General features: G+C 63.4%; 20 protein-coding genes and 4 pseudogenes. 19 read left to right on the top strand and 5 right to left on the bottom strand.

Features of this window, described 5'->3' with window-relative positions; all coding sequences use genetic code 11:
* The first annotated feature begins 68 nt into the window (after positions 1-68).
* The 15 genes and pseudogenes from ABID37_RS18435 to ABID37_RS18365 form a co-directional block, all read left to right on the top strand.
* Positions 69-1133 carry a TerC family protein gene (locus tag ABID37_RS18435; RefSeq protein WP_150978942.1) on the top strand — a complete coding sequence of 355 codons (1065 nt, stop codon included), beginning with the start codon at positions 69-71 and terminating at the stop codon, positions 1131-1133.
* The gene (locus tag ABID37_RS18430; protein WP_150978941.1) at positions 1130-1474 is read left to right on the top strand and encodes a DUF1476 domain-containing protein; all 345 of its coding nucleotides are present in this window, start codon (positions 1130-1132) and stop codon (positions 1472-1474) included. Before ABID37_RS18435 ends, ABID37_RS18430 begins: the two co-directional genes overlap by 4 nt.
* Before the next feature lie 180 nt (positions 1475-1654).
* On the top strand, positions 1655-2413 hold the full coding sequence (locus ABID37_RS18425) for a tellurite resistance TerB family protein (RefSeq protein ID WP_167523851.1): 759 nt from the start codon (positions 1655-1657) through the stop codon (positions 2411-2413).
* Between the two features lie 28 nt (positions 2414-2441).
* Positions 2442-4016, top strand: coding sequence for a pyruvate kinase (locus tag ABID37_RS18420; protein WP_090599434.1), 1575 nt, complete (start codon positions 2442-2444; stop codon positions 4014-4016).
* Between the two features lie 5 nt (positions 4017-4021).
* Positions 4022-5062, top strand: a complete 1041-nt coding sequence (gene pyrC / locus ABID37_RS18415) for a dihydroorotase (RefSeq protein WP_435521590.1) — start codon at positions 4022-4024, stop codon at positions 5060-5062.
* 37 nt (positions 5063-5099) lie between these two features.
* Complete coding sequence (gene ilvD / locus ABID37_RS18410; protein ID WP_090599431.1) at positions 5100-6821, top strand: dihydroxy-acid dehydratase; 1722 nt, start codon at positions 5100-5102, stop codon at positions 6819-6821.
* A 153-nt stretch (positions 6822-6974) separates the two neighbouring features.
* Positions 6975-7907, top strand: coding sequence for a sulfate adenylyltransferase subunit CysD (gene cysD / locus ABID37_RS18405; protein WP_354197415.1), 933 nt, complete (start codon positions 6975-6977; stop codon positions 7905-7907).
* On the top strand, positions 7907-9778 hold the full coding sequence (gene cysC, locus ABID37_RS18400; protein ID WP_354197413.1) for an adenylyl-sulfate kinase: 1872 nt from the start codon (positions 7907-7909) through the stop codon (positions 9776-9778). Before cysD ends, cysC begins: the two co-directional genes overlap by 1 nt.
* 66 nt (positions 9779-9844) lie before the next feature.
* A complete protein-coding gene (locus ABID37_RS18395) occupies positions 9845-10762 on the top strand; it encodes a DUF6671 family protein (RefSeq protein WP_244505149.1) in 918 nt (305 codons plus the stop codon).
* Between the two features lie 253 nt (positions 10763-11015).
* The gene (locus ABID37_RS18390) at positions 11016-12284 is read left to right on the top strand and encodes an MgtC/SapB family protein (protein WP_354197411.1); all 1269 of its coding nucleotides are present in this window, start codon (positions 11016-11018) and stop codon (positions 12282-12284) included.
* A 527-nt stretch (positions 12285-12811) separates the two neighbouring features.
* Positions 12812-13027, top strand: a complete 216-nt coding sequence (locus ABID37_RS18385; RefSeq protein WP_354197453.1) for a calcium:cation antiporter family protein — start codon at positions 12812-12814, stop codon at positions 13025-13027.
* A 162-nt stretch (positions 13028-13189) separates the two neighbouring features.
* A complete protein-coding gene (locus tag ABID37_RS18380; RefSeq protein ID WP_354197410.1) occupies positions 13190-13666 on the top strand; it encodes a TerB family tellurite resistance protein in 477 nt (158 codons plus the stop codon).
* Positions 13667-13783: 117 nt separating this feature from the next.
* Positions 13784-14407 (top strand): TerC family protein, encoded by a 624-nt coding sequence (locus ABID37_RS18375; RefSeq protein WP_354197408.1) that lies wholly within the window; start codon positions 13784-13786, stop codon positions 14405-14407.
* On the top strand, positions 14404-15345 hold the full coding sequence (locus tag ABID37_RS18370) for a chromate resistance protein ChrB domain-containing protein (protein WP_354197406.1): 942 nt from the start codon (positions 14404-14406) through the stop codon (positions 15343-15345). Before ABID37_RS18375 ends, ABID37_RS18370 begins: the two co-directional genes overlap by 4 nt.
* Before the next feature lie 16 nt (positions 15346-15361).
* Positions 15362-16252, top strand: a pseudogene (locus ABID37_RS18365) (chromate transporter); the annotation flags it as partial.
* A gap of 106 nt (positions 16253-16358) precedes the next feature.
* On the opposite strand, the gene istB reads toward ABID37_RS18365, so the two are convergent.
* Positions 16359-17135 carry an IS21-like element helper ATPase IstB gene (istB, locus tag ABID37_RS18360; RefSeq protein ID WP_354197404.1) on the bottom strand — a complete coding sequence of 259 codons (777 nt, stop codon included), beginning with the start codon at positions 17133-17135 and terminating at the stop codon, positions 16359-16361.
* Between the two features lie 16 nt (positions 17136-17151).
* A complete protein-coding gene (gene istA, locus ABID37_RS18355; RefSeq protein WP_354197402.1) occupies positions 17152-18702 on the bottom strand; it encodes an IS21 family transposase in 1551 nt (516 codons plus the stop codon).
* Between the two features lie 180 nt (positions 18703-18882).
* Here istA and ABID37_RS18350 point away from each other — a divergent pair.
* From ABID37_RS18350 to ABID37_RS18340, 3 genes and pseudogenes are all read left to right on the top strand, one after another.
* Positions 18883-19410, top strand: a pseudogene (locus ABID37_RS18350) (chromate transporter); the annotation flags it as partial.
* A gap of 41 nt (positions 19411-19451) precedes the next feature.
* The gene (locus ABID37_RS18345; RefSeq protein ID WP_354197400.1) at positions 19452-20318 is read left to right on the top strand and encodes a DUF1259 domain-containing protein; all 867 of its coding nucleotides are present in this window, start codon (positions 19452-19454) and stop codon (positions 20316-20318) included.
* A 115-nt stretch (positions 20319-20433) separates the two neighbouring features.
* Positions 20434-21666 carry an MFS transporter gene (locus tag ABID37_RS18340; protein WP_435521589.1) on the top strand — a complete coding sequence of 411 codons (1233 nt, stop codon included), beginning with the start codon at positions 20434-20436 and terminating at the stop codon, positions 21664-21666.
* A 191-nt stretch (positions 21667-21857) separates the two neighbouring features.
* Here the strand turns inward: ABID37_RS18340 and ABID37_RS18335 are convergent, their stop codons facing one another.
* From ABID37_RS18335 to ABID37_RS18325, 3 genes and pseudogenes are all read right to left on the bottom strand, one after another.
* Positions 21858-22499 (bottom strand): RES family NAD+ phosphorylase, encoded by a 642-nt coding sequence (locus ABID37_RS18335; protein ID WP_354197396.1) that lies wholly within the window; start codon positions 22497-22499, stop codon positions 21858-21860.
* Positions 22496-23101, bottom strand: coding sequence for a helix-turn-helix domain-containing protein (locus ABID37_RS18330; RefSeq protein WP_090599498.1), 606 nt, complete (start codon positions 23099-23101; stop codon positions 22496-22498). The genes ABID37_RS18335 and ABID37_RS18330 overlap by 4 nt, the downstream gene beginning before the upstream one ends.
* 107 nt (positions 23102-23208) lie before the next feature.
* Positions 23209-23352 (bottom strand): annotated as a pseudogene (locus ABID37_RS18325) (helix-turn-helix domain-containing protein); the annotation flags it as partial.
* On the opposite strand from ABID37_RS18325, the pseudogene ABID37_RS18320 reads away from it, so the two are divergent.
* Positions 23352-23858: pseudogene (locus tag ABID37_RS18320) on the top strand (NAD(P)/FAD-dependent oxidoreductase); the annotation flags it as partial. The pseudogenes ABID37_RS18325 and ABID37_RS18320 overlap by 1 nt on opposite strands.
* Positions 23859-24626 lie beyond the last annotated feature (768 nt).

Genomic DNA, 24626 nt, shown 5'->3' with positions numbered 1-24626 from the left:
TGGCGCAATAGGGAGCCCGTAACGCATTCAACGGGTGCTCTCAAACACCCGAATAGTAAGGATTACGCATGGAACTGCTCGCCGATTTCCTGACCAGCGATTTCCTCGGCAAGTCTGTCTGGCTATGGCTCGCCTTCCTCTTCGTGGTCGGCGCGCTGCTCGCCTTCGACCTCGGCATTCTTCACAAGAAGGATAAAGAGCTCGGTGTCGCGGAAAGCCTGAAGCTATCGGTGTTCTACATCGCTGTCGCGCTCGTGTTCGGTGCTTGGCTGTGGTGGTCCATGGGCCCGACCTCGGGCATGGAGTACTTCACGGGCTACGCTCTGGAGAAGGCGCTTTCGATCGACAACGTCTTCGTCATCTCGCTGATTTTCAGTTATTTCGCCATTCCCGCCAAGTATCAGTACCGGGCCCTGCTGTGGGGGATCATCGCGGTGCTGGTCTTGCGCGGCATCATGATCGGGCTCGGCGCGGCGCTCGTGCAGCAGTACGAGTGGGTACTCTACATCTTCGCTGTCTTTCTGATCGCCACGGGGATCAAGATCCTCGTCGTCGGCGAGGGCGAAAAAGACGTGTCGAAGAACCCGATCGTGCGCTTTCTGTCCAAGCGTATGCGGGTGTCGGCAGAGTTGCACGGTTCGCATTTCTTCGTTCGCAAGCCAGACCCGAAGACAGGCAAGCTCGCGCGCTTTGCGACGCCCCTGTTTCTGGCGCTGGTCATGATCAACATCGCCGATCTGGTATTCGCGGTCGACTCGGTGCCGGCGATCTTCGCCATTACGACGGACACCTACATCGTGTACACGGCCAATATCATGGCGATCCTCGGGCTGCGCGCCCTCTATTTCGCTCTCGCCGCCATGGTGCATCGCTTCGAGTATCTGAAATACGCGCTCGCCATCGTGCTGGTCTTCATCGGGGCGAAGATCTTCTGGAACCAGATCGTCGGCAAACTCGACCCCGCGATCTCGCTCGGCGTGACCCTGTCCCTCATCGCGGGCGGTGTGCTCTTCTCGCTCTGGAAGACACGTGCGGCCGCGCGCGAGGAAACTCATGGTCGCGGCCAGACGGATTTGCCTCCGCTCCCCGTCGGAGAGCACCCCCATGCCCGCTCTGCCGGAGATGATCGATGAACGTTGATGTCCCTATTGCTGCCATGACACACGGCACCGCATCCTCCACCGGGACCGACTCGTGCATAGACACCGACACGCGTGACAACGTCCTTGCCCGCCGCAACGTGCTCGCGGGTTTGTGGGCCGGTCGACTGATGCAGCTCCGGGACGATGGAGTTCAAGGCTACGCGACAGCGGTTCACCACGCCGACTTTTGCGAGCCTGGGGACGAAGATGTCGTCGACAAGCTCTTTGGCGACCTTACCCGTTGCGGATTTGCCATCACGCGCGAGGAAGTACGCCGCAAGCTCTGTGAGTTCCATCGTCAGGCGATCGTGCAAACCCGCGAGACCGACTGAATGACCCGGAAGAGACGACTGGCGAAGGCAAATCGCTCGGCACGTATAGATGACGCGCCGTCGCGTGCGAACTGCACGTGCCGTAGCACTGAATCGCCGCTGCGCTGCTGCCGCGGCGCAGCGCTGTGAATGCATGTCTGCAAAAGGCACGAGCCGACCGGTCCATCACAGGAGAACACAATGATCGACGTGAACAAACTGCTGAACACCGTGCTGGCGGGTGACCCGGCATCACGGCAAGGCAACGCGGAAGTCGGACTACCGGTCGACCGCAGTAGACGCGCGGGCCTCGGCGATTACCTCTCCAGCAATGTGGGCGCACTCGGAACTGGCGCGCTCGCGGGTGGTTTGGCGGGCACGCTCCTGACCTCCAAGCACGCGCGGAAGCTCGGCGGCAGCGCTTTGCAGATCGGGGCTGTCGCCCTGCTCGGAGGGCTCGCCTATAAGGCCTACAGCAACTATCGCGACGGCAAGCCGCTCGTTCCGCAAACCATCCGCGATGCGCTTGGCGGCCTCTCGCCGCAGCAGGCCGGTGCGGCACAACCGGCTTCCGGCGGTCTGTTGTCGCCACCGAGTGCTCTGCCGGCAGACAGCAGCGCCACCCTCCTGTTGCGTGCGATGATCGCGTCGGCCATGGCCGATGGTCGCCTTGACGAGACCGAGCGTTCCCGTTTGATCGAGCGCGTCGAAGCGAGCGCTCTCCCGGGCGAGGAGCGGCATTTTCTCGAGTCTCTGATCGCCCATCCGGATACGCCGGAGCAACTCGCCGCCGCTGCGAATTCTCCTGAGGAGGCCGCGCAGGTGTACCTGGCAGCCTTCATCGCAATTGATGCCGATACTCCCGCCGAAGCGGCTTGGCTCGACGATTTGGCCAACAAGCTCGGCCTCGATCCGCTTTTGCGCAGGAACATCGAGGCCGCCGGCCGCGGTACCGCGTGATCTTGTAGGACGCGCGATCGGAGAGCCAATGACGCTGAATGCGATCCAACGTTCGAGCTTGAAACGTCCTGCTGCGGGCCGCACCCGTGAGGCAGACCGGAAGGTGTCTGCGAAGCGCCTCCTGTCCAGGATCGTTCGCATCCGAGCTGCCGTCATTCGGGAGAGCCAAGCCATTGTGGAGGACTGGACCCCCAACGTGGCTCGGCCGAGTTTTCTGCCTGGAGCCATCAATCTCGCGCAGTATCTAGCGTTTCGTCGCCATGATTTAAGCGGTCTACAACATCAGCTCTCGGCGCTTGGACTGACTTCGCTCGGGCGGAGTGAGGGCCGCGTCATGGCGACCCTTGACGCCGTCTGCGCGAGGCTGACCGAAATCGCCGGCGAGCCCGCCGTGTCCCATCCCGTCCCCTTAGCCTTCCGGAACGGAAAGCGGATTTTGAGGCGAGAGCAGGCCAGGATTTTCGGGAGCGATCCGCACGGGCCCGGCACGCGGATCATGGTCACGTTGCCGACCAGAGCCAGTGAAGATCGCGCCCTGGTGGCTGACATCATTCGGGCCGGCGCCGATTGCCTGCGCATCAACTGCGCGCATGGGGGACCCGAGACCTGGGCGGCCATGATCGAGAACAGCCGCGCCGCGGCGGCTGAGCAAGGCAGGACCTGTCCAATCCTCATGGATATCGCCGGCCCGAAATGCCGGATCGCCGAAGTCTGCGCGCCGAAGAAGACGCGGCTCCACCGCGGCGACCTTCTCATGTTGGCCGGTCGAATGCCCGCTCAGCTAAAGGCTGGCGATATCGTCATCCGTGTGACGTTCCCTGCCGTACTTGATCAGCTTGAAGTCGGAGCACGGGTCTTCATCGACGATGGCCGCATTGGAGCGCGTGTCGAAAGGATTGAGCCTGACGGCGCGATGCTTCGCGTGGAGCAGGCGCGCGGCAAAGGGGAGAAGCTCAGACGCAAAAAGGGACTGAACTTCCCGGATACGGCGCTCGATCTTCCGCCTCTGACCGAGAAGGATATCCACGATCTCGATTTCGTTGCTGAGAATGCCGACCTCGTCGGGTTCTCGTTCGTTCAGCGTCCGTCGGACATCACGCTTATTCAGAGGGAATTGGCAGCACGACGCGGCGGACGTCCCGTGCAGCCTCTCGTGATCAAGATCGAAACCGCGCTCGCCGTCAGGAACCTTCCCGAGCTGATCGTGCATGGCGCCGGGCAACAGCCACTGGCGGTCATGATCGCGCGAGGCGATCTCGCGGTCGAAAGTGGCTTCGAGAACATCGGCGAAGTCCAAGAGCATATTCTCTGGCTTTGCGAGGCGGCCCATGTGCCGGTCATCTGGGCGACCCAGGTGTTGGCCGGGATGGTCGAACAAGGAGCGCCCAGCCGAGCGGAAGTAACCGATGCGGCCATGGCGCAGCGCGCCGAATGCGTGATGCTCAACAAAGGACCTTTCATCGTCGAGGCAGTACGTTTTCTCGACAATGTGCTCCGCCGCATGGATCGCCATCAGTCGAAGAAGTCGGCCCGCCTCATGCCGCTGGAGCTCTGGATAGAACCGCAAGATGCGCGTCAGGCGCGCGAAGCGGAGCGAAGGTGACCCCGGTGAACGAGATGACCCTCCTTCGGCCTGACGACTGGCACGTGCACCTTCGGGATGGGGCCATGCTGCAGATGGCGCTGCCATGGACGGCGAGCACCTTCGGCCGCGCCATTATCATGCCCAATCTCGATCCGCCGATCACGACGGCTGCCCAAGCTGCGGCGTATCGCGATCGGATCCGGCGCGTCTTGCCCGACGGCTCCAGGTTCGTGCCGCTGATGACCTGCTTCCTCACCGATGAGACCGATCCAGTGGAGGTAGCTCGAGGCTTCGCCGAGGGAGTTATCACCGCGGTCAAGATGTATCCGGCGCGCAGCACGACCAATTCCGCCGCCGGTGTCACGAATGTCCGCCGGGTCTATCCGGTGTTGGAGCGGATGCAGGCCATCGGCATGCCGCTTCTGGTCCATGGCGAGGTGGCCGACGGCGAGGTCGACGTCTTCGACAGGGAGAAGGCGTTCATAGACCGGGTGCTTGTCCGGCTGCGGTCCGATTTCCCGGCGCTGCGGATCGTCCTGGAGCACATCACGACCGCCGAAGCCGTGGACTATGTGCAGGACGCCGAGGGGCCCATCGGAGCCACCATTACTGTTCATCATTTGATGATCAATCGCAACGCGATGTTCGCGGGCGGTATCCGGCCGCATATGTTCTGTTTGCCCGTGGCCAAGCGGGAGGGCCATCGCCTCGCATTAAGGAACGCCGCGACCTCCGGCAACCCCCGCTTCTTCCTCGGCACGGATTCGGCGCCGCACCTGGTCCGGGACAAGGAATCGGCCTGCGGCTGCGCCGGCATCTTTACGGCGCCGGTTGCGCTCGAATTGTACGCCCAGGTCTTTGATGAGGAAGGGGCGCTCGATCGGCTCGAAGCCTTCGCGTCGCTCAACGGCGCACGTTTTTACGGCCTGCCGCCCAATACCGAGACCGTCACGCTCGTGCAGTCAGCTTGGAAGCCGCCCGAAACCCAGCCGGTTGGAAGGGAGCAGGTGCGGGTGTTCTGCCCGGAAGGCGTGGTCCGTTGGCGCATTGCGCCGACGGATTGAAAGCAACGGATCCCTATTCACAAACCGAGGCCGACCCATGACACATAGCTTCGACAAATCCAGGCTGCCGAGTCGCCACACGACCGTTGGTCCCGAGCGCGCGCCGCATCGTTCGTTCCTCTACGCCATGGGGCTGACCGAAAAGGAGATTGCCCAGCCCTTTGTCGGCGTCGCCACCTGCTGGAACGAGGCGGCGCCGTGCAACATCGCGCTCAGCCGCCAGGCGCAGGCGGTCAAGCTGGGCGTCAAGGCGGCCGGCGGCACGCCGCGCGAGTTCACCACCATCACCGTGACCGACGGCATCGCCATGGGTCACCAGGGCATGAAGTCGTCGCTGGTGAGCCGGGAAGTGATCGCCGATTCGATCGAGCTCACCATGCGCGGCCATTGCTACGACGCGCTGGTTGGCCTTGCCGGCTGTGACAAGTCGCTGCCCGGCATGATGATGGCGATGGTCCGCCTCAACGTCCCGAGCGTGTTCCTTTACGGCGGAACAATCCTGCCCGGGCGCTTCCGCGGCAAGGACGTCACCGTGCAGGACGTCTACGAAGCGGTGGGCGGCTATCAGGCTGGCCAGATTTCCGCTGACGAGCTGCACGCGCTCGAATGTGTCGCTTGCCCTTCCGCAGGCTCCTGCGGCGGCCAGTTCACCGCCAATACCATGGCCTGCGTCTCCGAAGCGCTTGGGCTCGCACTGCCCGGTTCGGCCGGTACCCCGGCGCCCTACGAGAGCCGCGACGCCTTCGCGGAAGCGTCCGGCAAGGCCGTGATGAACCTGCTGGCGCGCGATCTCAGGCCGCGCGACATCGTCACCCGCAAGGCACTGGAGAACGCCGCTACCGTGGTGGCGGCTTCTGGCGGCTCGACCAATGCGGCGCTGCACTTGCCGGCGATCGCGCACGAGGCGGGCATCGACTTCGACCTGCATGCGGTCGCCGAGATCTTCAAGCGCACGCCCTACATCGCCGATCTCAAACCCGGTGGGCGCTACCTTGCCAAGGATCTGTTCGAGATCGGCGGCGTGTCGGTGCTGCTGAAGGCGCTGCTCGACGGCGGCTATCTGCACGGCGACTGCATCACGGTGACAGGCAAGATGATCGCCGAGAACCTGGCCGACGTGGCCTTCCCGACCGACCAGGACATCGTTCGCCCGATCTCCGACCCGATCACCACCACCGGCGGCGTGGCCGGTCTGCGCGGCACGCTCGCCCCCGAGGGCGCGATCGTCAAGGTGGCTGGTATGACGAACCTCCAATTCCGCGGGCCGGCCCGGTGCTTCGACTCCGAGGAAGCGGCCTTCGACGCCGTCCAGAAGCGTAAATACCAGCCGGGGGAGGTCATCGTCATTCGCTATGAAGGGCCAAAAGGCGGGCCCGGCATGCGCGAGATGCTGGCGACCACGGCAGCCGTTTACGGCCAGGGCATGGGCGACAAGGTGGCGCTCGTCACCGATGGGCGCTTCTCCGGCGCCACGCGCGGCTTCTGCATTGGGCATGTCGATCCGGAAGCGGCCGTTGGCGGCCCGATCGCATTGCTGAAGGACGGTGACATCATCGCCATCGATGCCGAGGCGGGTACGCTTGACGTGGAGCTCTCGGCCGAAGAGCTGGAGGTTCGGCGCAAGGCGTGGCGACCGCATCGTCACGACTTCCAGTCAGGCGCGCTTTGGAAATTTGCGCAGACCGTGGGGCCCGCCTCGAAAGGCGCGGTCACCCACCCTGGGTCCGCCGCGGAGACGCACTGCTATGCCGACATTTGAAAGCCGGGCGAAGCTGAATGCCCCACGGCCATTCGCGGCTGCACGCACCGTGTCGTGGCGACCTGGCCGCGCGCCGCCTCTGCAAGTGACACTTGGAAGCTCAAGAAGCCGCCATCTTCTCGGCGGCCGCACAAGTCGAGAGACCATGCTGATATGACAGTCATCGAAGCTCCCAGCCGAGTTGATGAACGATTCTCGCACATACGCCGGCTCGAGGCCGAGTCCGTCGCGATTATCCGCGAGGTTGCCGCCTGTTTTCAGCGGCCCGTGCTGCTCTACTCGATCGGCAAGGACAGCTCGGTCCTGCTGCATCTGGCGCAAAAGGCATTCGCACCGGCACCGCCGCCGTTCCCGGTGCTGCATGTCGATACTGGATGGAAGTTCCGGGAAATGATCGCCCACCGCGACAGCACAGCCGCGCGCCTTGGGTTCGAACTCCTGGTTCACACGAACGAGGAAGCCGCGCGCGCTGGCATCACGCCGTTCACCGCCTCTTCGGCGGTCTACAACCATGCGATGAAGACCGAGGGACTGAAGCAAGCAATGGCGCGCTGGGGTTTCGATGCCGCGATCGGCGGCGCACGCCGCGACGAGGAGAAGTCGCGCGCCAAGGAGCGCATCTTCTCACACCGCAACCCAGCGCAGCGCTGGGAGCCAAAGACGCAGCGGCCGGAGTTCTGGCATGCTTGGAACACGCGCCTCGCCCCCGGCGAGTCGATGCGCGTGTTTCCGCTGTCAAATTGGACCGAGCGCGACGTCTGGGACTACATCTGGATCGAAGGCATCTCCCTCGTTCCCCTTTACTTCGCGAAACCTCGGCCCGTCGTTCGGCGCCAAGACACCTGGATCATGGTGGACGACGACCGCATGCCGCTCGAGGCGGGAGAGTCCCCCGAAAAGAGGTCGGTCCGATTCCGCTCGATCGGCTGCTACCCATACACCGGCGCAACCGAAAGCACCGCCGCCACGCTCGCCGACATCCTGCTCGAGATGCGCTCAACCCGTGCGAGCGAACGCCAGGGACGATTGATCGACCACGACCAGCCCGGCTCCATGGAGCGCAAGAAGCAGGAAGGATATTTCTGATGCGCGACACGCCCCATCAGATGCCGGAAGAGGAAAGCCCGGACGCCATCATCGCCCGCGTCATCGCCGCCGAGCAAGCCAAGTCGCAGCTTCGCCTGTTGACGTGCGGCAGCGTCGATGACGGCAAATCCACGCTGCTCGGACGAATCCTCTACGATGCCGACTGCGTCTACGAGGACCAGCTTGCGCGCCTGTTCAATGAGAGCAGAGGCCGCGTGCCGGAGGGCGACCTCGACTTCGCGCTGCTGCTCGACGGGCTCATGTCCGAGCGCGAGCAGGGCATCACCATCGACGTCGCCTGGCGCTTCTTCGAAACCGACAAGCGCAAGTTTGTCGTCGCCGACTGTCCGGGCCACGAGCAATACACGCGCAACATGACCACCGGCGCATCGCAGGCGGATGCCGCCTTGCTGCTGATCGACGCGCGCAAGGGCGTCCTCACCCAGACGCGGCGTCATGCTCATATCCTCGCCTTGATGGGCATCCGCCACGTCGCCGTGGCGGTGAACAAGATGGACCTGGTGGGCTTCGAACCTGCTGCGTTCGAGCGTCATGCGGCCGAGATTGCCGCCCTCGCCGAAGCGCTCGGCTTCGCCGAAGCGGTTGCCATCCCGGTCTCGGCGCTCAAGGGCGACAATGTGCTGACCTGCTCGGCCGCAATGCCCTGGTTCGACGGCCCTACGATCATTGAATGGCTGGAGTCGGTCGACGTCGCCGCCGCCGTCGTGAGGGGACCGTTCCGCATGCCGGTGCAATGGGTCAGTCGCGCCGGTCAGGATTTTCGCGGCTACTGCGGACGGATCGTCGGCGGCCGGGTGCGGTCGGGAGACGAGTTGATGGTGACCCGCTCCGGCGCGCGTGCCGTCGTCGCTCGGATCATGCCGGAATATGATTTGGGCCAGGCCGTCGCCGGGCAGTCGGTCACGCTGGTGCTCGACCGCGACGTAGACGTAAGCCGTGGCGACGTGCTGGCTGCGGCCGATAGGCCGCCCGTCATCGCGGATCAGTTTCAGGCGCATCTGCTGTCGTTGGGCGAGATACCCATGATCCCCGGCCGCCAGTACCTGATGCGGCTCGGCACCGATGAGATCCCGGTGACCGTCACAGCACTGAAGCATCGGATCGACATCGACACGCGTGCGCACCTGGCTGCCCGCCAGCTCGCAATGAACGAACTCGCGATGGTCAATCTTGCGGCCGATCGCCCCGTGGCCTTCGACCCTTATGCCGAAAACCGCGACATGGGCGGCTTCGCGCTGCGGCGTGCCGGCAATATCCCCTGGCAAGACTTCGATACTGCTCCCGATGCGCGTGCCGCAGCGCAGGGGCAGCGTCCGGCGATCCTGTGGTTCACCGGCCTGTCGGGGGCTGGCAAGTCGACGATTGCGAACATCGTCGACCGCAAGCTGATGGCCGCCGGCTTCCATCCATTTGTGCTGGACGGCGACAATGTCCGCCACGGGCTCAATCGCGATCTGGGCTTCACCGAGGCGGATCGGGTCGAGAACATCCGCCGCATGGCCGAGGTCGCAAAGCTGATGGCCGATGCCGGGCTGATCGTGCTGGTCTGCGTGATCTCGCCCTATGCCCGCGACCGCGCGCTCGCGCGTGAGATCGCCGGCTCCCATCCATTTCACGAGATCTTCGTCGACGCGCCGCTGCCGTTGGTGGAAGCCTGCGATCCCAAGGGACTCTATGCGAAGGCCAGGGCGGGAAAAATCACACATGTCCCCGGCATCGATGTGCCCTACGAGGCGCCGGAGGCGCCGGAATTGCGGCTCACCTCCCACGACGCGCCAGCCGAGGCGCTGGCCGATCGGGTTCTCCATCTCTTGCAACTCGGCCGGACCCTCAAAGTAACCGATAACTAGGGAGCCTTCGCCCAATGTACAGCACCGCGGACAGCCATTTCCGAATCGACGCGGGGTCGCGCCTCCATGCCGATCCCTGATCCCCGCGACACCCTCTCTCACGCGCTTCCCGATCAGGCCGGCGGCGACCAATTTCATCTGGCGGGCGCAAGGGCCGTGATCGCCACGATGCACGGCAAGGAGCGTGTGATCGCCCCGTTGCTCACCGAGGCGCTTGGCCTCGATTGCGTTGTGCCGGGGGCCTTCGATACCGACCGCTTCGGGACCTTCACCCGCGAGATCGAGCGGACCGGCACGCAGCTCGACGCCGCGCGTGCCAAGATCGCCGCGGCGTTCGAGCATGAACCGCACACCCGTGTGGCTATCGCAAGCGAGGGCAGCTTCGGGCCACACCCATGGATTCCGTTCGCCCCGCTCGGCCGCGAGCTCGTGCTGCTTGTCGACCGGCAGACTGGGCTTGAGATTACGGGCCACGATGCAACCATCGACACTCACTTCGCCCACCGTGTCGTCGACGGCCCCGCTGCGGCCTTCGCGTTCGCCGAACGGATGCAATTTCCCGAGCATGGCTTGATTGTGATGGGTTGCCGCGGCGACCAACCGGCACCGGACATTGCGCTATGGAAAGGAATTGTTGCTGCTGACGCTCTCGATCGTGCCGTCCGCGAAGCCGTAGCGCGCTGTGGCGCGGCCTTCATCGAGACCGATATGCGCGCCCATTTCAACCCGACCAGAATGCAGGCCATCGAGCGCGCCACCGTCGATCTCGTTCGCCGGTTTCGCAGCCGCTGCCCGGCTTGCGCCTATCCCGGCTTCGACGTCACCGAGCGCGTGCCTGGGCTACCTTGCGAATGGTGCGGCGAGCCGACCCAGGTGATTAAGGCGGAGGTCTTGAGCTGTGCGGCGTGCGGCCATCGCGTCGCACGGTCGGTTGCAGAACGTCCCACGGCCGATCCTGGACTGTGCAACCAGTGCAATCCTTGATCTCAGGATACCGTTCTGGCGACCCATCTTGCCGCGGTGCCAACGTCAGTGGCTCCCATGAACGCCTCGTGCGTGTCCCTCAACAGGGCCACTATCGGCCGCGCGAGGTAAGTACTCTCGTTCCATGGACAGAGGTCAGTTGCCAAACGGCATGGCCAAGGATTCAAAGTGGGCCTTATTGCTGTAGTAGCCTGACCCGCCTACCGTGGGCCAACTCGTTTTTGCGGGTGCGGTAACATATGGCGGGATATCCTTGGAAACCTCTCAGGCTTTATTGCTGCTCGAGGCCCTCGGCATCGGCCTTCTGATCGGGATCGAGCGCGAGCGGAATGCAGGCGAGCCCGGAGGCCCCGCCCCAGCAGGCGTGCGCACCTTCGCGCTCGCCTCGCTGACCGGCGCGCTGAGTCAGATTGCCGGGGGCTGGCCGATGCTCTCCGTCGCCCTCGCCGTCATCGGCGGCCTGCGCATGGTGACGCATCTGTCACAGCCAGATCGGCAGGCGGGCCTGACCACCAGCCTTGCGCTGCTGATCGTGGTCGTGCTGGGTGCGCTGTCGATCGACCACACCTTCCTCGCGGCGGCCTCAGGCGTTCTGGTCGCGGCGCTCTTGGCCGCGCGCACCGTGCTGCGCGAGTTCAGCCGCTCGGTACTCAACGATTTCGAGATCCGCGACGGGCTGATCCTGGGCGTCTCAGCGCTCTTGATCCTCCCGATCCTGCCGAACGAAGGCTTCGGTCCGGGCGGGGCGATCAACCCGCAGAACCTGTTCGTCATCATCATCCTTGTGATGGCGATCGGCGCGGTCAGCCACATCTGCACACGGGTCTTCGGTGACCGGCTGGGCCTGCCATTGAGCGGTTTTCTGTCCGGGTTCGTTTCAAGCACCGCGACCGTCGTCGCCATGGCGAGGAAAGTGCAGGATCGACCGGTCGAAACCTACCCGGCCGCCGCCGGTGCGACATTCTCCTCGGTCTCCTCGCTCGTGCAGACAGGGATCGTGCTGCTGTTCCTGAGCCCCTTGATGTTTTCGCTTGCAGCCCCGGTCCTGCTGGTCCCGATGGTGGTTACGCTGCTCTTCGGGGTGACGCTTGCGCGTTTCGGATTGCGCGACGGGGGCGAGGGCCAGGGGCTCGAACTTCCCAGCCGTATCTTCAGCGTCCGGGAAGCCATCAACTTTGCCCTGATTGTGGCCACGGTGATCGTCGTTTCCGCCTTGTTGAACGACCGTTTCGGGAGCGAGGCCGTCCTCTTGTCAGCCGCGCTCGCGGGGCTCGTCAGCACCGGGTCCGCCGCGGTTGCGCTGGCCTCGCTGGTTGTGGCCGGGCAGTTGCCGGCGTCCGAGGCGGTCGTGCCGCTGGCAGCAGCGAACAGCGTGAATGCCGGTGTGCGGATCGTCCTGGCCCTGCGTGGAAGGGCGACGCCGTTCGGCTGGACGGTCGCCGGCGGCCTGCTGCTGACCGCCGCCGCTGTCTGGGCGGGGTGGTGGTTTGCAGCTGCCATCAGCAGCATGATCATGGCCTGAGCGTCGTGCCGCGTCGCGAACGTCAGAGGCTTCGATGAACGCCTCGTGCGTGTCCTTCAGGCCGTTGCCCAAACGGCATCCGCCAAGTTTCGAGGCGGACTCTTACTGCTGCGGTGCGGGTTGCGGTGAGCCGCCGAACCAGCTGGTGGCATAGCCAATCACGATCAACTCGGCTAAGGCAACCAGACCTAACCAGAGGTTCCTCCCGAGATATTCATCATTTCCTCCTCCCTGCCCGTCGAGAATTTGGATAAGTCCAGACGACGTTTCAACGCAGTGGAATGCCTCGGTTGCACAGTGGCCCAAGCGCGAAACTCTGGAGAAGTCGATCAATGAATCCATGACATCGAGTCACGGATGCGACGTGGAATCGAAAGGAAAGCGCGCGGGTCAATGTTCAAGCTCGCGAACGACTCTTAGCCGGGCCGCAGCGGGCTCAGGGCAGGGCCTCGATCAGCGCCATTTCCGTGTCAGTGCTCCTGCTGGGAGCGGTCGCCGGTTTGGTATTGCTCGCCGGAGGCGGGTAACTGCTGGTCGCATCCGCCATCAACCTTGCCGTGGGCCTCGACATTTCGGAAGCCGCTATCGGGCTCACAATCGTCGCTGTCAGGACCTCGCTGCCCGAACTCGCCACCAGCCTGCTCGCGGCGCGTCGGAGGGAGTCCGGCAAGCGCCAGGTCTATGTACGCCACATCGGCTACCGGCCGAGCCCGACCTCCACACGCGGCGAAAAATTCTCGTAACCGCTCTTGAAAGGTGCTTTTGCGTCTTTATCTCTTCAGCCGTGATCCGGGCCCCTCTGGTGCGTAACCCGCACGATGTCGGTTCACCTCAGGGGCCGGCTTTTCTCGCTTCACTGGTAGTGGAGCAGGTCCCTTGTCAAACACGGCAAGAGGAGTTCCGCCATGACAAAATTCCGCTCGAACGACGACGACATCTTTGCTCGTCGCCCGCTCGCCGAGCTGCGTGCCCGGCTTGATCGGCATACGCTTGCGGCCGAGGCCGATGTAGCGGGCCAGGAAGCCTTTATGGAAGCTGCCATTGCAGCGGCCATGATTATCGCCCATGCCGACGGCGAGGCGGACGATGCCGAGCGGCGCAGGATCATGTCCCTATTTCGGACAAATCCGATGCTGCAGGGCTTTTCGACCGACGATGTTGCCCGCGAGATAGAAGCCCACACCCATGCCTTCGCTGCGGACCGGGATTCGGCTCTCGGCAGGGCGCGCGCCTACATCGTTACGGCAGACCTCACGAATCCGCAGTTTAGATCGCTGATCCAGATCTGCATGTCGGTACTGGAAGCTGACGGCATCCGTCACTCCTTCGAGGAAGAGGCGCTCGCAGAAGTCGCCTCGATGCGACCGTGGGGCTACCGGTAATCGACCGGCGGGAGTGATATAGATGGACTTCCTTTTCCTCGACTTCATGGGCAAGCCGGTCTGGACCTGACTTGCTTTCGTCGCGGGCGTCGGGCTGCTGCTCGCTTCGACCTGGGCGTGCTGCACCGCAAGAGTCATGCGATCGGCGTCGGGGAGTCCCTCGGCCTTTCGGCGTTCTACATTACCATTGGCCTTGGCTTCGGTGGCATTTTCTGGCTATGGCTCGGCTCGCAGGCCGGTATGGAATATCTGACCGGCTTCGTTGTCGAAAAGAGCCTCGCGATGGACAATATTTTCGTCATCGCCATGATCTTTTCCTACTTCGCCATCCCCCCCGCCTATCAGCATCGGGTTCTGGTGTACGGCATTCTCGGTGTCGTGATCCTGCGCGCCATCATGATCGCCGCCGGCTCGGCAATCATCACCGAATTCTCGTGGGTCCTCTACCTCTTCGCGGCCTTCCTCGTTGTGACCGGCATCAAGATGCTGTTCACGGACGACAAGAAGCACGACATGCCAAAAAGTGCTGCGGTGCAATTCATGAGCAAGCACCTGAACATGATCAAAGGAGCTGCACGGAGAGAAATTCTTTGTGCGCCAACCCGATGTCGCGGGAAAGGTTCGATGAGCGGCCCTTTTTCAATTCATATTCATGATACAAGCGTTGCAAACTATGTCTTGAGTGATACGGTATTTTCATGGAAGACGATCGGCCACCAAACCAACCATGGCTACTTTTGATCCACCAACTTCCCAGCAAGCCGGCCTATCTGCGCGTCAAGATCTGGCGTCGGCTGCAGGGAATCGGCGCCGTCGCAGTAAAGAGTACCGTCTACGCGCTGCCGGCGACCGCCGAGACGCGGGAGGATTTCGCGTGGCTCCTGAAGGAGATCGTCGAGGGCGGCGGCGAGGCGATGGTGTGCGAGGCGCGGCTGATCGATGGCCTTTCGGACGACCAGGCGCGGGCGCTGTTCGATGCGGCGCGCGATGCTGACTATGAGGCGATCGCGAACGAGGCTCGTGCGCTCGCAGAGACGCTAGATGCGGCGGCGGGCGGTGAGGAGAAGACAGAAGCGCGCAACCAGATCCGGCGCATGCGCAAGCGGCTCGCCGACGTCATGGCGATCGACTTCTTCGGCGCCACTGGGCAACTCGGTGCGGGAGGTGCCGTCGCTGAACTCGAGAGCCGGCTTACGGCTGACGAGGACATGGACGCCGCAGAGCCACAGGCTGCGCCGACACTTGCGGACCTCAAGGGGCACGTCTGGGTTACGCGCAAAGGCGTCCACGTCGACCGCATCGCCTGCAGCTGGCTGATCCGCCGCTTCATCGACTCCGATGCCGTCATCCGCTTCGTGCCGGGCAAGGACTACGTCCCTAAGCCGGGCGAGTTGCGCTTCGACATGTTCGAAGGCGAGTTCACCCACGAGGGCGACCGCTGCAGCTTCGAAATGCTGCTTGCCCGCGTCGATCTCGACGACCCGGCCCTTCAGGCGCTCGCCGAGATCGTCCATGACATCGACCTGAAAGACGGCAAGTTCGCGCGCGAGGAAGCGGCCGGTATTGCTCATCTCATCGCCGGCATCGCGATCGCTCATGCGGACGACGAGGCGCGCATCGCCGAAGGCGCGCCCGTCTTCGACAACCTCTACCAGTATTTCCGCAAGAAGCGCCGGTGACGCACAGGATGGATCGATGAACAAGGTCGCAAGCAACGAAGCACAACACATCCAGCGCGGCTCAGCGCCCGACCATGGCATCCCATTCGCAGAGGCGGTGCGCGTCTGGGCCCGCGTGGCGGCGCTTTCCTTCGGCGGCCCGGCCGGTCAGATCGCTGTGATGCACCGGATCATCGTCGAGGAGAAGCGCTGGATCGGCGAGAACCGCTTCCTGCATGCGCTCAACTATTGCATGCTCCTGCCGGGACCGGAGGCGCAACAGCTCGCCGTCTATATCGGCTGGCTCCTCCACAAGACCAAGGGCGGACTCGTGGCCGGCACGCTGTTCGTGCTCCCGGGCGTCGTCGCCATCATGGCACTGAGCTGGATCTATGCGCTCTTCGGCAATGTCGGTGCCGTCGAGGCGCTGTTCTTCGGGTTGAAGGCGGCGGTGCTCGCCATCGTGCTCGAGGCCGTCGTGCGCGTCGGCAAGCGCGCCCTCAAGAACAACATCATGGTGGCGCTGGCCGCCGCTGCGTTCATCGCCATCTTCTTCTTCCAGGTGCCGTTTCCCCTGATCATTCTGAGCGCGGCCATCATCGGCTTTGCCGGCGGACGGGCGGGCCTTGCGCCCTTTCTTGCCGCCAACGGGCACGGCAAGGTGGGTGACAAGCAGGTTGCCGACGCGGACAGTGTCCTCGGGGAGACGATTCCCGCTCATGCGCGGCCCTCGCTCGCCTGGGCGCTGAAGATCGCGGGTGTTTTCCTCATTCTGTGGCTCGCACCGGTTGCGGCCCTTCTTGCCGCGCTCGGTCCCGGCAATGTCTTTACCGAGATTGCCGTTTTCTTCTCCAAGATGGCCGTGGTGACCTTCGGCGGCGCCTATGCCGTTCTTGCCTATGTCGCGCAGCAGGCCGTGGAGACCTATTGGGGATTTCAGAAAGTCGGGACAGTGATTCCGCTAATTGCCGGACAGCAGTTTCGCTAATGTCGGGACAGTTTGGCGGTGTTGGTCCTCGGTTGCCTTGTTGTCGTTACGGGTGATTGATTTCGCCGTTTTCGCCGCCCGTCAAGACGGGCGCGGCTTTTTGCTTTCGCATGCTGTCGCCCTGGAGCTCGATACGGTGGGCATTGTGAACGAGGCGATCCAATATGGCGTCGGCGACGGTGGGGTCCGCGATCAGGTCATGCCATCTGGCCACGGGGGTCTGGGCGGTGATGACGGTGGATTTGCGTCGGTAGCGCTCCTCGACGATTTCGAACAGATGGAAGCGCTGCTGGTCCGAGAGGCTGTGCGTTCCGAAGTCGTCGAGAATGAGCAGCTGGACGCGGATGAGCTTGTCGATGAGTCGGGGAAAGCGGCCATCGAGGCGGGCGAGCGCCAAGTCCTCGAACAGGCGTGGCGCCCGCACATAGAGGATGGAATGATCGAGGCGCGCCGCCTGGCGACCGATAGCGCACGCCAACCACGACTTCCCGGTGCCGGTCTGGCCCGTGACTATGAGGTTCTCATGCGCCTTCAGCCATTCGCCCTGGGCGAGCGCCATGATGTTGCGTCGATAGAGGCCGCGTGACGCGGCGAAGTCGATGTCTTCGATGCAGGCTTCAGGGAAGCGCAGCCTGGCAGCGGCGAGCCGGTTCCTGACGCGCTTGTCGGCGCGCATGGCGACCTCGCGATCAAGCATCAGGCCGAGCCATTCGTCGCGGCCGAGTTCGGCGGCGCTGTCCTGTTCGGCCAGTTCCCGCCAGGCAGTGGCCATGCCGTTCAGCCCGAGGGTCTGCATCTGGTTGAGGGTGGGGTTCGTCAGCATTCCTTCTTCCTTTCCTTCACTGGTAATAGGTGTTGCCGCGGATGTTGGCGTGCGCCGGCGTCGGCCGCGCCGGTTCAGGGGTTGGCGGTGCCCGGTCGAGGCCGGATTTGAGAATGGCGTTGACCGAGGAATAGGTGATCGCGTTGATGGACAGCGCCCGCTCGCAGGCGGCGTCGAGGCGCTGCGGGCCATAGCGTGGCGCCAGCGACAGAATACCCATGGCCGAGCGATATCCCTGTTCCGGATGCGGCCGATCGCGCATCATGCGTTCGACCAGGATGGCGGCATTGGGCCCGATCCTGGCGGCGCGGCCGATCAGGTTGGCCGGGGTGGTGTTGGCGTAGCGCTGGTGCGCCTTGGGCATGTGGGCATTGACGGTGACGTGGCCGGAACGCTGCGAGCGGCGGACATGGCTGGCGATACGCTGGTGGTCGTGGAAGATCTCGACCACGCGGTGGGTGAGCCGCACCTCGACGGTGCGCCCGATCAGCCGATGCGGCACGGAATAAAATGTCTTGTCGACCTCGACATGATAATCGGGATGGACCTTGGCCGACTTCCATTCGGCGTATTCGAAGGGTGTCGCCGGTAGCGGCGCCAGGGCCGCCCGCTCGATCTCCTCGAACAGTTCGCGGCGGCTTTTGCCGACATGGCGCATCGGCCGATTGTTCAGATCCTCCACCAGTTCGGCGATCGCCGCGTTAAGCTGGGCAAGTGAGAAGAAGGTGCGGTTCCTCAGCCTGGCCAGGATCCAGCGCTCGACGATCAGCACCGCGCCCTCGACCTTGCCCTTGTCGCGGGGCTTGCGGCTGCGGGTCGGCAAGATGGTGGTATCGTAATGCTCGGCCATCGCGGCAAAGGTCGCGTTCAACGTTGGCTCGAACCACAGCGCCTTGACCACACCGGCCTTCAGATTATCGCAGACGATCGCCCTGGTAACGCCGCCAAAAAAGGTGAGAGCCCGGACCTGGCCGTCGATCCAGTCGGGCAGCTTCTGGCTGGAACTGGCAAAGGCGAAGGTCAGGTTCGAGGCGCCAAGCACCGCAACAAAGATCTGGGCGGCGCAGATGACACCCGTAATGGGGTCGATCACCGGTACCGTGTGGCCGGCATAATCGGTCTGCATCACCGCACCCGCCCGGTGCCGATGACGGAAGCTCGCGTTCGCCCGTCGCTCGAAAGCGGCGTAGCGTTCACAAAACCAGGTATAGCCGTAGCCGTCGAGGTGGGCGGTGCGATACTCCTGCCACAACAGCGTCAGCGTCACGCCCTTGCGCTTCAGTTCCCGGGCAACCAGCGCAAAATCCGGTTCGCGCTGATCTCGCGGAGGACGGCCGGCGCGACCGAACAGCAGCCGCTCGAGCGCCGCGTCATTGTCATGGATCAGCGGCAGCGGCCACTTAAGCCCGGCCTCACGCGCCCGCAGCACATAGGTGGAAACCGTCGTCTTGCTGATCTTCAGCCGTTCCGACACCTCGCGCACCGACAGACCCTGTTCATGGGTCAGGCGCAGGATCGTGCGTATATCCCTCACTGTCGTTCGTCTCGCTTGCTTCCGTCTCGGCATGGCCCCTCGCTACTCAATCGTGAGGGGGCAAATTGCCAGAACGGCGCAGCCGAGAACCGACCGCCAAATCCGATCCCGGAACTGTCCGGGATTTAGCGAAATCGCTGTCCGCGAATTACTGAAATCACTGTCCGGGGTTTACTGAAATCCGTGTCCGGGAATTACCGAAACCCGCAGACCTATCACTGGCTCCAGCCCGGAGAGATGCTGGACGGGCTCGGAATGGCCGAGACCACGCCTGGGCCGCTCATCATGGTCACGCAGTTCGTGGGCTTCATGGGCGCCTTCCGCGCGCCCGGATCGCTCGATCCGTTGCTGGCGGCCACGCTCGGTGGCCTGCTCACCACCTGGGTGACCTTTACGCCCTGCTTCCTGTGGATCTTTCTCGGCGCGCCCTTTGTCGAGGCGCTGCGCAGCAACCGGGCGCTGTCGGCGGCGCTGGCGACGATCACAGCGGCCGTCGTCGGCGTCATCCTCAATCTCGCGGTGTGGTTCGGGTTGCACGTGCTCTTCGGCGAGTTGATCGAGGTGAGCGGCTTCGGCATGAGCGTCGATGTGCCGGTCCTGAGCTCGGTCAACGTGGCCTCGCTCGTGCTCACCCTCGGCGCGCTGATCGCCGTGTTCCGCTTCAAGGTCGGCATGCTGCCGGTGCTTGCCGCCTGTTCGGGCGCAGGTTTGCTCTCTGGGCTCGTTTCGGGAACACTTTAGGCAGCCTGCGTGAGTGACATCCCTTCGGAAGGAGACTGGCTATGACTGATGGCACTATGTTGGATCAAAAAAACCTTGAGGCGGCTGCAGGTATCGCGGGAACAATGACCGGCGACGTACTCAAAATGTCGGTGCCGCGCAGCGATGTAAAGGTGACTGTGGATGGCTTTGAGATAGTTCCCTTTATGGGCCTGACCACTTGGGCAGCGTTCCGCAAAGGCACTGAGCAGACGACGGTGATGGGCGACATCGTTCTGATGGAAGACGAAGTCGGTGTTGCCGTTTCCGCAGCAATCGAGGGGGGATTCTATGTGACCGCGCTGCACAACCACTTCATCCGCGCGCAGCCCGAGGTGCTGTTCATGCACATCGAAGCTACGGCCGACGAAGCCACATTGGGACAAGGTGTTCGCAAAATACTGGATGCAGTCGAAACGATTCGCCAGACTCGTCCCGTCAACCCTGCCATCAAGGAGGTCCCCAACCAACTGGATACCAGGCAGTTGGAAGACATCATCGGCGCCCCGGGCGAACTCAAGGACGGGGTCTTCAAATTCACGCTGGGGCGCCCGGAGGTTCCCGTCAGATGCAGCCGCTGCGGCGGTTTGGAAATCAACTCGGTGATGGGATACAACACCTGGGCGGCATTCCAAGGCACTGAGGAGCGGGCCGCGGTGTGCGGCGACTTCGCGATGCTCGAACTCGAAGTCGCTCCGATTATCCGGGAACTTCGCGCCGGCGGGATCGAGGTGGTCGCCGTCCACAACCACATGTTTTTTGAGGAACCCCGGATCATCTTCCTCCACTATTGGGGCATCGGCAAAGCCACTGACCTGGCCACTATTTTGGGCCGTGCCTTGGCAACCCAGAAACAGGTCCAGTCCGATGACGCGTGCTGTTCGCCATAATTGGTCGAGGTGGTCGCCCGTTTGGCCCCCCCGGCGACAGGGATCGGGCTGCGAGCTGCGGAGAGCGGATCAGCCGGCAACCGGACATGCGATAATCCATTTGAACTGAGCGCCGATGCGGTTGTACGCGAGATCCAAACTAAGCGCCCCACCGAGGCAATTGCTCGGTCCGGCGACCCATCTCCTCGCGGCACGCGCCTTACGCGACTTCGGCGACGGCTTCGTGGCGGTCCTGTTGCCGGTCTATTTGCTCGCTTTGGGGTTCTCGCCGCTCCAGGTCGGCATCATCGCCACCGCATCGCTGCTCGGCTCGGCGCTGCTGACCATCGCGGTCGGCTTCCTCGGCCCGCGTTTCGATCATCGCCAGCTTCTGCTTGCGGCCGCGAGCCTGATGATCGCAACCGGCGTCGCTTTCGCCGTGGTTCACGATTATGCGCTCCTGCTGGTCGTCGCCTTCGCCGGTACGATCAACCCGTCGGCCGGCAGTGTGAGCGTGTTCGTGCCGATCGAGCACGCGGCGCTGACGCGGGAAGTGAGTGACGCCAACCGGACGAGGATGTTCGCGCGCTACAGCCTTGTAGGAGCGCTCGCAAGCGCCGTCGGCGCGCTCGCCTCGGCCATTCCCGATGTGATGACCACGGTCGGGCTCGGCCAGCTCACGGCGATCAAGCTGATGTTCGTCCTCTACGCGGTTGTCGGGCTCCTGGGTGGCGTGTTCTATGCACGCATCCCGAAGCGCCCGCCCGCAAGCGAGGCCGCCGCCGCGCTTGGTCCCTCCCGCGCCATCGTCTTCAGGCTCGCGGCACTCTTCAGCCTCGACGCCTTTGCCGGCGGGTTCGTCGTGCAGTCGCTGCTGGCGCTCTGGCTGTTCGAGCGGTTCGACCTGTCGCTGTCTGCCGCCGGTGTGTTCTTCTTCTGGTCGGGTGTACTGTCGGCTTTCTCTTTCCCGGTCGCCGCCTGGCTGTCGCGGCACATCGGGCTCATCAACACGATGGTGTTCACCCACATTCCCTCCAGCATCGCACTGATGCTGGCGGCGCTCGCCCCAAACCTCGCCGTTGCGCTTGCCCTGCTGCTGATCCGAGCAGCGCTCTCCCAGATGGACGTGCCGACGCGTTCGTCCTACGTCATGGCCGTGGTGACAGAGGCGGAACGCGCCGCCGCTGCGAGCTTCACCTCCGTCCCCCGCAGCCTCGCCGCGGCTGCCAGTCCCGCACTCGCCGGCGCCTTGTTCGCCGCATCCTACAAGGCCTGGCCATTCCTGATCTGCGGCGTGCTCAAGATCACCTACGACCTGCTGCTGCTTGCGCAGTTCCGCCACATCAAGCCGCCGGAAGAGCGGAAGTAGGTTGCAGCTGAACACCGCCGGGCTCATTGCCTCCGTTCACCACCCTGAGGCGCTTGCGGGCGAGGTCCGCTCCTGTCGGCTTCAAACGAAGACGCGTCACCTCGGACGCCGGCGGCGCGTATAGGCTGCGATCTCGGCCCTACAGGAACGGACCTGGCATAACCCTACGTGTGCCTCTGCGTTGACTCTTTTTAGAGGGGTGGGGACACGGATTTGCCATAGCTGTCGAGCACTGCGGCCACGTCTCTAAGCATGCTCGACAAAGCGTGGGTTCCCTCAGCTTTAAGGCGAAGATCGGCTCTTTCAAAGATCGCGAAACAGATCTCGCTGGAGTCATGGCGCGACTGGTAGGCTAATCCATCCGGACGGTCTGAGTGATCCCAGAGGGCGTCTGACCAAAGGCCGCAAGGCTCATAGGGTCCCGTTGAAATCGAGTTGTCCGTCCCGACCGTCTGCAGTCCCGATCCATACAGGCGCACAATCCGCATAGGTCTGTCAGAGACAAGCCCGGATACGGAGCGCCCAATGATATCGGTCATGGCCACCATGAGACGTTGCGGATTGCGCACGAGGGTTTCGGCCAGGGCGCTGCGAAGGGTGAGACCGGCATAGAGGACTCCGAACCGTCCACTGGCGCTGTCAAAGCGGTTCGTGGGCGGCACGTTGGAGCCGGGGCCGAAGAAGATCGGGGCGAGCGACGAACGGTGGACACGGTGCAACACCTGTCCGGCCTGAATCTCGTCGATCGGCAGCGATATGTCAGCGAGCCATTCGGGAGGAGGAGGCGCCAGACCGGAGGGACCGCGGGGTGCGGTCCGCTTCCTCGGCGTCATGCAAACCCGTCCTGCGCCTCACTGCGCAGGAGGCGCAGGACCGCGGCCCGATCGCCGGACTTCAGCGTCTCAAGGGCCGATCGTCCTCCAAGCGCCGAGTCGGGCGCGAGCAGGAAATCGAGCGCCACCCACGGCCCAGCCGAAGCGTACGCTCGAATGACATCCGAGATACCGGCGACGACGTCCGTCTCTTCGAATTGACAGGCGGGATAACGCCAGTCGCTCCCCTCGCGAACAGCAAGCAACGCTCCGGCTCGCCGGCGCTTGTCGACCGCCTGGCGCGAGATGCCGAGCAGCCGACCCGTATCCTCTGCCGACAAAGTGCCGCCGGCGCGCTCAAGCAGGAGCTTGCGGTGTTCGACGTTCCTCGCCAAGGCAGGGACCAGCGGGTCGAGCTCGATGACGGCTGGACCGACAACCTCGGACCGGCTGAGGAGCCATGCAAGCGAACCCGCATCGGTTGGCGCAGCCAAAGCGTCGGACAGTGTCTTCGGCGACGCGGTGGCCGCCATGCGCTCAAGCGCAGATGTTGCGCGCCGAAGAAAGGCCGCCTGCAGGGAATCAGAACGAGTGCTGCTCGGGTTTGGCGCGGTGCGAACCATGATAACCTCGCTGGTTGTCTTAGGGATTATATAGATACGCTAGCGCCGCCGTCAACCAACTGCTCGCTGCAGATGCCATGGTTCAGTGAGTCCGTTGGCGCGCGTTTTCAGAGAATTCCCCATGCGCGATACCGTCCCCTGCCCGTCATCTCCCGCACGCCAAGCTCATTAATGAGGTTAAGCGCGCCGCGCGGCGTTACATTCACCTCCTTTGCGATCATCGTCGCAGACACCATCGGCCGCGACAGGATCACCGGCAGCGCAATGGCTCGGCGCGCCATCCGACCGGGCGGGGCGGACACGGGTCGAGCCTGACCTGACTGTGCCGGGGCACAAGGAGATTTTCGTGATCGGCGACGCGGCGGCCGTGGCCGATCCCGCCGGAAATCCGGTGCCCGGCATCGCCCCGGCGGCAAAACAGCAGGGCAAGCACGTCGCATCGACGATCCGCGCCCGCCTTGCCGGCAATCATCAGAGCTCAACCTTCCGATATCGTCACGGAGGAAGCCTCGCCACGATCGGCAAGCGCTTGGCCGTCATCGACTTCGGCCGCATCAAGCTGCGCGGCGCTCTCGCATGGTGGATTTGGGGGTTGGCCCATATCTACTTCCTCATTGGCGTCCGCAACCGGTTGAGCGTCGCCCTGAACTGGCTGTGGATTCACACGCGCGACCAGCGTAGCTCGCGGCTCATCACCCAGGGAAGCGCCTCGGGACGATCGGCAGCGTCGGGCAAGCACCCGGCGGGTTCAAATTGATCAGGAGAATGCATCGTTGCGATGGTCGATCAGGACGCGAAGGTTCTGCTGCGCTGGCTGACGAATGAACCGGCATCTAACCGAACGTTGAGCTCTTGGATCAGGTTCAACACTCCACGCGGCGTGATTTCATGCAGCCGCAAAACGGGTCATGTGGCAAAGTGCTGGGCAACGCCAATCGCTCTGTAGCCGACAGACTCGCCCATATCCCATCCAGTTCCCCAAGCAAACCAACCTAGCGCCGCATAATGGTTGTGGAAGATCCGATGAAACTGCTATCGCCGCGCCCAACAAAACTCTGTTCGCGGCACCTCAGGACAGCGTCATTTCATTTGCGCAGTTTCTGGCTCTGTAAATTTTATTTGCAGGCAATAACTGCGACACCGATAGGGGGCAATGACTCTCAATAATTGCGGCATAATAAGTTGACAGCACAGGCTTTTTACCGTAGCTGTTGGAGTCAGGTAGGCATGTTTTCCATTTTGCGACCGCTTTGGCTATGGGTTGCAGAGACTGCGCGACGTCTGCCGGACTGCGATCAGGGGGCGGATCCGTGCTTAAAAATCAAGATACATCTGTACCTGATGCGGAGATATCGGCTCTTTTTGTACCCTGTTCCAGTCGGAAGAAAGTGCGCCCCAGCGCAATTGCTCAAGCAGTTTCGCTCCCTACCGCCCAACAATCCCATGTAGAAACTGCATGGATCGAACGGCTGAGATCACTGCCAATCGCTTGTCCGGCGGGCGAACTATACGGCGGGCGGGGCTT

The sequence above is a fragment of the Aquamicrobium terrae genome (assembly GCF_040545735.1).
In the GTDB taxonomy this organism is placed as follows: Bacteria; Pseudomonadota; Alphaproteobacteria; order Rhizobiales; family Rhizobiaceae; genus Mesorhizobium; species Mesorhizobium terrae_A.
The sequence above is the reverse complement of the archived record's forward strand: the minus strand, read 5'-3'. Positions and strand labels throughout refer to the sequence as shown.

Bases quoted from the DNA above. Each gene is read 5' to 3' on its own strand.
- ABID37_RS18330 (WP_090599498.1), bottom strand. From the start codon at position 23,101: ATGGTTCGCACCGCGCCAAACCCGAGCAGCACTCGTTCTGATTCCCTG.
- ABID37_RS18340 (WP_435521589.1), top strand. From the start codon at position 20,434: ATGCGGTTGTACGCGAGATCCAAACTAAGCGCCCCACCGAGGCAATTG.
- istB (WP_354197404.1), bottom strand. From the start codon at position 17,135: ATGCTGACGAACCCCACCCTCAACCAGATGCAGACCCTCGGGCTGAAC.
- cysD (WP_354197415.1), top strand. From the start codon at position 6,975: ATGACAGTCATCGAAGCTCCCAGCCGAGTTGATGAACGATTCTCGCAC.
- ABID37_RS18345 (WP_354197400.1), top strand. From the start codon at position 19,452: ATGACTGATGGCACTATGTTGGATCAAAAAAACCTTGAGGCGGCTGCA.
- ABID37_RS18420 (WP_090599434.1), top strand. From the start codon at position 2,442: ATGACGCTGAATGCGATCCAACGTTCGAGCTTGAAACGTCCTGCTGCG.
- ABID37_RS18435 (WP_150978942.1), top strand. From the start codon at position 69: ATGGAACTGCTCGCCGATTTCCTGACCAGCGATTTCCTCGGCAAGTCT.
- ABID37_RS18335 (WP_354197396.1), bottom strand. From the start codon at position 22,499: ATGACGCCGAGGAAGCGGACCGCACCCCGCGGTCCCTCCGGTCTGGCG.
- istA (WP_354197402.1), bottom strand. From the start codon at position 18,702: ATGCCGAGACGGAAGCAAGCGAGACGAACGACAGTGAGGGATATACGC.
- ABID37_RS18380 (WP_354197410.1), top strand. From the start codon at position 13,190: ATGACAAAATTCCGCTCGAACGACGACGACATCTTTGCTCGTCGCCCG.
- ilvD (WP_090599431.1), top strand. From the start codon at position 5,100: ATGACACATAGCTTCGACAAATCCAGGCTGCCGAGTCGCCACACGACC.
- ABID37_RS18425 (WP_167523851.1), top strand. From the start codon at position 1,655: ATGATCGACGTGAACAAACTGCTGAACACCGTGCTGGCGGGTGACCCG.
- ABID37_RS18395 (WP_244505149.1), top strand. From the start codon at position 9,845: ATGCCGATCCCTGATCCCCGCGACACCCTCTCTCACGCGCTTCCCGAT.
- cysC (WP_354197413.1), top strand. From the start codon at position 7,907: ATGCGCGACACGCCCCATCAGATGCCGGAAGAGGAAAGCCCGGACGCC.
- ABID37_RS18430 (WP_150978941.1), top strand. From the start codon at position 1,130: ATGAACGTTGATGTCCCTATTGCTGCCATGACACACGGCACCGCATCC.